Source organism: Raineya orbicola (genome assembly GCF_002843425.1).
Lineage (GTDB): Bacteria > Bacteroidota > Bacteroidia > Cytophagales > Thermonemataceae > Raineya > Raineya orbicola.
This window is the reverse complement of the sequence record NZ_NKXO01000028.1, coordinates 41,509-48,372: the sequence shown is the minus strand read 5'-3', so window position 1 is coordinate 48,372 and position 6,864 is coordinate 41,509. Positions and strand designations below refer to the sequence as shown.

The 6,864-nt window shown below is 37.3% G+C and carries 6 protein-coding genes; 5 read left to right on the top strand and 1 reads right to left on the bottom strand.

The genetic code is table 11. The features are described 5' to 3' along the window. Nucleotides 1-140: 140 nt before the first annotated feature. The 5 genes from Rain11_RS13915 (at nt 141) to Rain11_RS09455 (ending at nt 5,481) form a co-directional block, all read left to right on the top strand. On the top strand, nt 141-1,808 hold the full coding sequence (locus Rain11_RS13915; protein WP_165778110.1) for a hypothetical protein: 1,668 nt from the start codon (nt 141-143) through the stop codon (nt 1,806-1,808). Nucleotides 1,809-1,818: 10 nt separating this feature from the next. After that, nucleotides 1,819-2,265: a hypothetical protein gene (locus Rain11_RS09470; protein WP_133121559.1), complete on the top strand. Its 447-nt coding sequence runs from the start codon at nt 1,819-1,821 to the stop codon at nt 2,263-2,265. A 111-nt stretch (nt 2,266-2,376) separates the two neighbouring features. Then, nucleotides 2,377-2,580: a hypothetical protein gene (locus Rain11_RS09465; protein WP_133121558.1), complete on the top strand. Its 204-nt coding sequence runs from the start codon at nt 2,377-2,379 to the stop codon at nt 2,578-2,580. Next, nucleotides 2,573-2,872, top strand: coding sequence for a hypothetical protein (locus tag Rain11_RS09460; RefSeq protein ID WP_101359117.1), 300 nt, complete (start codon nt 2,573-2,575; stop codon nt 2,870-2,872). Before Rain11_RS09465 ends, Rain11_RS09460 begins: the two co-directional genes overlap by 8 nt. A gap of 179 nt (nt 2,873-3,051) precedes the next feature. Next, complete coding sequence (locus Rain11_RS09455) at nt 3,052-5,481, top strand: TonB-dependent receptor (protein WP_101359116.1); 2,430 nt, start codon at nt 3,052-3,054, stop codon at nt 5,479-5,481. A gap of 60 nt (nt 5,482-5,541) precedes the next feature. Here the strand turns inward: Rain11_RS09455 and Rain11_RS09450 are convergent, their stop codons facing one another. Beyond that, complete coding sequence (locus Rain11_RS09450; protein WP_101359115.1) at nt 5,542-6,639, bottom strand: tetratricopeptide repeat protein; 1,098 nt, start codon at nt 6,637-6,639, stop codon at nt 5,542-5,544. Between the last annotated feature and the right edge of the window lie 225 nt (nt 6,640-6,864).

The window sequence follows — 6,864 nt, the reverse complement described above, 5'->3', positions numbered from 1 at the left end:
GTCAATTTGTGGTCTGGAATTATTGCCTACAAATTCCTAGATAAAAAGCCCACTATTAGAGATTTTCAAGAAAAAAATCTACTTACAAATTTTGAACTTTTTCAAGATATTGCCGCTTAACTCACGTTAATATCTGATATTTGACTTTTTTTCATACACAGGCTTTCTTTGCACCAGTTTTAACTCAAACACTTAATTTTTATGCTAAAACAAAGAAAATCAATGAATTACCCCCCCCACTTGGAAAATTAAAGTGGATTGCGATTTTAGGTATCTGCCTGCCTTTTTGGGCTTGTAAACCTACCAAAGAAGTCGCTCCTCGAAATGAACATCTACAAAGTTCTGCTATTCAAAAAGCAAAGACCTTTTTTGCTCTCCAACAGCAAAAACTTTTAAGTCTGAAAAAGCAAAACTCCACTCTTGGTAGAGGAACAAACTCTATTTCAGAGTCTGTTGAGTGGATTACTTTTTACCCTGCTTGGGATAGCACGACGACTCTGCAAAACCAACAAGGCAAAACAGTTCTGCTAACACCTGTTTTCAGGAAAGTTTCTGTGAACTATCAATCAAATTTATACTATATTCGTAGGCTTAGAACCATATTAAACCAGCAAGGTGAAGTTGAAAGCAGTCATATTGTTGAGCTAATTACAACTCGGAATGATATTGCCGAGCAGAAAAATACCATTTTAGCCAATTTACAAATGGATGCTAACCCTGAATCAGGTATTTTGGTTTATGATGTAGCGTATAATTGTGTGAATTGCTCTGATGGACCTGGTACCCCAAGTTCTGGTGCTGAAATTCCACCACCGCCTACCTATTCGTGTCCTCATACAATAATCAATTGTGGAGTCGTATCTATTTCTTGGGAACCTTGCAATGGTGGAGGACCCAAAACCACCGTTATCCCTTGCGGCGGTGGTGGAGGAAGTGGCGGAGGCTCTGGTGGGGGTGGAGGTTCAGGAGGAGGCGGTGTTAATTTGCCACCTGATGAACCGCCTTCGCCACCTGTTGGTGGAGAGCCGCCAGCCGAACCTTTACCTATCACACCTTGTAGCAAATGCCAAGATGACTGGGGACAGGATAAACCTTTTGACCCGAACTATTTACCACCGAATTTTGAAGACCCTCACGGATATTATGTTACTTACAAACAACATCTTGTTGAGCAAATTAAAGAAACAGAACATTATTTGCTCAATCCTCCTGGAAATTTTGAATGGAGTGAGCAACAAAAAATAAACTTGGGTAGAAAAATAAGAGAGCTAGAAAAGGCAAAATCAGAGTTAAAAGTAATTGAAAAATCTAAATGGAAATATCATTTTACTTCAAGTGGGCATCCAAAAATAGGCTGGATAGCCTATGATCCTACTAATGGTAAGATTCTGATAGGGTTTCCCACAAATTCTTTTGGGCAAAATGCTTATGTTAATTTAGGCTTAAAAGCTCATGAAATGAAACACGCATTTCAGTTTGAAAAGGGAAAGATATCTTTTGATAAAACAACAGGAGGAGCAGGTGTATTGTATGATTTACTTGATGAGGTTGAGGCTTATGATAGGCAGTACATAATTGATGTTGGGGTGTATTATGGTGTAAGGGACATAAATATGAAGCCTGTTAATACTTTTTATCAAATAAATTCAACAACTGTTTTACAAATTGGATTAGAGGCTGCCGCTGATAATAATGGTGTACCCTTATATCAAGATTTACCAAGAACGCAAATCACTATATTCACTAACCCGCAAGGAACAAACCTGCAAAATTCGAACAATCCAAGCGATATTTTTGTTAAACCTTAAAGTTTCTTTTATGAAAAAATTTGTTTTTGTAATAGTTGTAATAAGCTGTTTGTTTGTGAATGTAAATGTACAAGCACAACAAAATTCTACTCTGAGGGCCTTGGTAGATACCATTAAAAGAGATTGGTTCCCTATTGCATACAATAATGTTATACATTACGAGAATACAAAATATGGTTTAATAACCAATCAACCTCTGATTACAATTGATAATAAAATTGTTTTTGCCAACTTAAATAGTTACTATATTTTAGACCAATATGACCTAAATCAAATAGCAGGAATAGATGTGTGGGAAAATGACAGCAGAACAGCAGCTATATTTGGAAATGCTAATGGAGTAATACATATCTATACTCGGCAGTATATAGACCAACACCCTAATATCCGAAATTACTTTGATTACTCATTAGAAAACGGACAAATAATAGAAAGAAAGAAAAAGTCAGGAAAATAGGTAATAAAACTCCACCTTCAAGAGTGGAGTTTTTTCATTAGAATACGAATAGCCTGAAAAACAGGAACCAATGCCTCTGATATCTTGCTAGTCCTTAAACCCAAAGCATTTATGAAAAAGATACTATTTTCAATCTTGTTTTTGTTGATGATTTTTCATCAAAGAAGTAACGCTCTACTTTTGCCAAATTTTGGACAGAACCAAAATACTTTGGTGCTTAAATATAGCCGTGCTATCAATGGAGAATTCTTTTTGCGACATTACTCCTGTAAAGAAAAATGGACGAATAGAGTAACAGGATTCTTATATGTTTGATTTAACATTTGGAGGAGGCAATAGAATATCGTTAGAGCTATTTTACACTTTAGACCGAAATTCTTACACCTACAAAGACCCTAACTTATTCAACGGAATAGCCATTGATATGCAAGGATTAACGAATATAGTTTACAATATGCGTGCAAGAGAGCTATTAGATTACTTTATGGGATTGAAATACGTGTATATTATAGATTTAGATAGCAGGAATAGGCTTAACCCCAACGAGTGCAAAGTAATCAGAGTACGCTACTACTATATTTGTGAGCACTTAGGATGTGAAGATTGATAGGGTAAGAGCAGTATTATAGTCAAATAAATCCACAAAGCCCTCACCGAAAATGAGGGCTTTGTGAGTTAAATCCGTAAGATTCTGACAGCCAAGACACAACCGAAAAATTTAGACAACTTTCAAACAATATATTCATTTTAGCAGTTCTGATGTTGATTTTCTAAATTTTTAAGGCTATGCGATTTTTTTACATTTTACAACTTGCTTTCTTTTCTTTTTCAGCTCTCTCACAATCCAAAGGCATCATTTTAGGCTCTATCAAAGACAAAAACACCCAAGAAGTTTTAGTAGGTGCAGTTATCAAGGTTGAAAACACCGAAATAGGCACCACATCTGACGAAAATGGTAATTTTCGTTTAGAAATAGCCACAGGAAGCTATAATATTACAGCTTCGGTAGTGGGCTACCAAAGCCAAACCAAATACAATGTGGTTGTAACTTCGGGAAATGCTCAAATTCTTAACTTTGAATTAGAAGACGAGCAAAACATTGAAGCTGTAGAAGTTACTGAAAAAACTTCTAAATCGGCTTCTGCGGCAACTTTGGAAACGCCTCTATCAGTGCAGAAACTTACCACAGAAGAAATTCGTAGTAACCCAGGCGGTAATTTTGACATTTCTCGTGTAGTACAGGCTCTACCGGGCGTAGGTGGCACAGCGGGTTCGGTGGGTGGATTTCGGAATGATATAATCATTCGTGGCGGTGCTCCTAACGAAAATGTGTATTATTTAGATGGTATTGAAGTGCTTGTTATCAACCATTTTGCTACGCAAGGAGCCGCAGGTGGTCCTACGGGTATTTTGAATGTTTCTTTTATTGAAGATGTAACTTTAAGCAGTTCGGCTTTTCACGCTCGCTTTGATAATGCCCTTTCCTCAGTGCTTGAATTTAAGCAAAGAAACGGCAACCCTGAACGATTTTCGGGTAATATCCGACTATCAGGAACAGAACTTGCTACTACCTTTGAAGGTCCTTTATCTAAAAAAACGACTTATTTGGCTTCTGTACGAAGGTCATACTTGCAATTTTTGTTTGCGGCTTTGGATTTACCCATTCGTCCCAACTATTGGGATTTTCAGTATAAAGTAAGTAGCCAACTGGATAGCAAAACTACGCTTACAGCTATTGGATTGGGAGCTATTGATGAATTTACTTTTGGCGTACCTCGCAAGTCTGACGTAACCAAAGAATACATTTTACGCTCAAACCCTGCCATCAATCAGTGGAACTATACGACAGGCTTTGTACTTAAAAGGCTTATCCCCAAAGGTTATGTAAATATTGCTTTAAGTCGCAATATGTTTGAAAATCGTTTAGATAGATTTGAAGACGCTCAATTTGATGATGAAAGCCGCCGTACTTTACGAGTACGTTCCCAAGAAATTGAAAACAAATTACGCATAGACTTCAACAAAAAAGAAGGTACGTGGAAATGGAGTTATGGGGGTGTTTTGCAATACGTGAAATTCAACAATGATTTTTTCAATCGTTTTCGCAGAGAAATCAGAGATGATTTCGGGAATATTATTCAGCCTCAAATAGATATACGTGCTAATTCAGCCATTGAATTTTTCCGCTTTGGCTTTTTCGGACAAGTAAGCAAAACCATAGACCGCTGGGGTATATCTGCGGGTCTGCGTAGCGATATGAACACTTTTACCGATACAGGTTTGCAATTTTATAGAACGCTTTCTCCTCGTATTTCTACCTCCTATCAGATGAACGACAAATGGTTTGCTTCGGCTTCGGTAGGACGTTATTACAAAATTCCGATTTACACGGTGTTGGGTTTCAGAGATGAGCAAGGAAGTTTAGTCAATAGAAACACACCATATATTGCTAACAATCACTTTACGGCAGGTGTAGAATTTATGCCCAAACCGAGTCTGCGTTTTACTTTGGAAGGTTTTTATAAAACTTATGAAAACTATCCTATTTCTTTGCGTGAAGGGGTTTCTTTGGCAAATCAGGGAGGTAATTTTGGAGCAATTGGCAATGAGTCTGTAAGCCCTACGGGTAAAGGCAGAACTTACGGAATTGAACTTTTTGCACAGCAAAAATTAGTAAAAAACTTATTTTTCACTGCTTCTTACACGCTTTTTTGGTCTGAATATACCGACCTGAACGGCAAATACATTGTTTCAGCTTGGGATACAAGACATCTTTTTTCAGGAATTTTAGGGAGGAAATTCAATAAAGGTTGGGAAATTGGCTTGAAATACCGCTATCAGGGCGGGGCACCCTTTACACCCTTTGATTTGGAAGCCTCTCGTAGAAATTATTTGAGCATAGGTGAAGGCATATTAGACCTTTCACAATATAACACGCAACGCTTAGGGGCATTTCAATCTTTTGATTTCCGATTAGATAAAAAAATCAACTACCGCCGTTGGACTTTGGATTTGTATCTTGACGTAGTGAATGCTTTTGTACTGCCCAGTCCTGCATTCCCGCAATATACTTTCCAAAGAACGCCCGACAACTCGGGCTTTGCCACTACCGATGGACAGCCCATACGCATAGATGGCAGTAATGCCGTTCCTGTGATTTTAGAAAACAACGACCCTACGGTACTTCCTACGATTGGGTTTATAGTAGAGTTTTAGATACGGCGAAGCCTTCGCTTTCAGCGAAGGCTTCGCCGTAAAAATAATCCGATTTCAATCTTATTCTCTTCCGATGGCTTTAATTTTCTTATCCATTTCAGCCTTTTTATCTTTCAATCCGAGTGTTTCGTAACAAGCACGGAGCAAATCCATTATATCAAAATCGTTGGGTTTGAGTTGGTCTGCCTTTTCAAGCGGAGGGATAGCCTTTTTGATTTCATTATCTACAATCGTATTGTATTCACGGGCTTTTTGTTGCTTTTTAGGGTCTTTCAGTTCGCCTGTAAGTCCTTCGGCTTCTTTTTTCTTGCGAATTTCTTTTTCTACTTCAACGGCTTTATTCCAATAGGCGTACCCCAAAAGTTTCCAAAAATCAGCATCGTTAGGGAATTGTTTTACAGCTCTTTCGTAAAATTCAATCAAATTATTCTGTCCGCCATTTTTAACTTGTTGCTCGTACAATTCGGCAGTAAGTCCCCAGATTTGTTTATCATTGGGATATTGTTTAATTCCATTTTCCAAAATCTCGAGGGCTTTGGTTGTATTTTTTCTTTCAGCATACAAGTAAGCCATTTGTATCTGTGTAACTTTCTTTGTAGAAGGGTGAAAATTCATTTTTTGAATTTTTTCGGCATATTCTAAAAATTTGTCATAATTTTTAGTTTCCCAAGCCAATGCCGAAACATAAGTAACAGCCGTAGTATCCGAAGGATTAGCTTCGTGAGCTACTTCAAAAGCTATCAGAGCATTTGCCAAATCTTTTTCTTTTGAATTATACAAGTTTGCTCCTTGATTTATCGCACAAGCATATAACTTTGTTTTGATAGCATTTTCAGCATCTTTGTAGTATCCTTTTTGGTTAGGTTCAAGCTCCATTGCTTTCCGATAGGCTTGCAAAGCCGTACGAGCCGCATTCTTATCTAAATTTGCAAAATTGGGAATAGGACTTTGAGCAATAGCACTATACACCTCTCCTTTCACAAACCAAGTTTTAGATTTTTGAGCATCTTTTTCATTTTGCAAGGCTTTATCAATAGCTTCTTTGGCTTTATCTAATTTTCCCTGCTCTAAATTTACCATTGCAGAACCAACCTGTGCCTGAATTGGGTTGGCTATCCCAAAACCCAAAAAACAAATAAGCCCAAATATTTTTTTCATAAAACAACAAATTTTTAGTAATACATCGCTTGCAAAGCTAACAAACATTCCTCAAAAAACAAACGAAACAAACTCACAAAATATTTTGCAATATTGTTGCAAATTAAAAATTGTTTTTGCAACTTTGTTGCACAAACTTCTTCTGTGCTCAAAAGCCAGAAAGTGTTGATGTTGTTTTATTATGAGGCAAAGAAGTTTCCCATATGGGGAACTTTTTTGTTTTTC

Coding starts and splice junctions, on each gene's coding strand:
- Rain11_RS09465 (WP_133121558.1), top strand. CDS start 2,377: ATGAAAAAGATACTATTTTCAATCTTGTTTTTGTTGATGATTTTTCAT.
- Rain11_RS09470 (WP_133121559.1), top strand. CDS start 1,819: ATGAAAAAATTTGTTTTTGTAATAGTTGTAATAAGCTGTTTGTTTGTG.
- Rain11_RS09450 (WP_101359115.1), bottom strand. CDS start 6,639: ATGAAAAAAATATTTGGGCTTATTTGTTTTTTGGGTTTTGGGATAGCC.
- Rain11_RS09460 (WP_101359117.1), top strand. CDS start 2,573: ATGTTTGATTTAACATTTGGAGGAGGCAATAGAATATCGTTAGAGCTA.
- Rain11_RS09455 (WP_101359116.1), top strand. CDS start 3,052: ATGCGATTTTTTTACATTTTACAACTTGCTTTCTTTTCTTTTTCAGCT.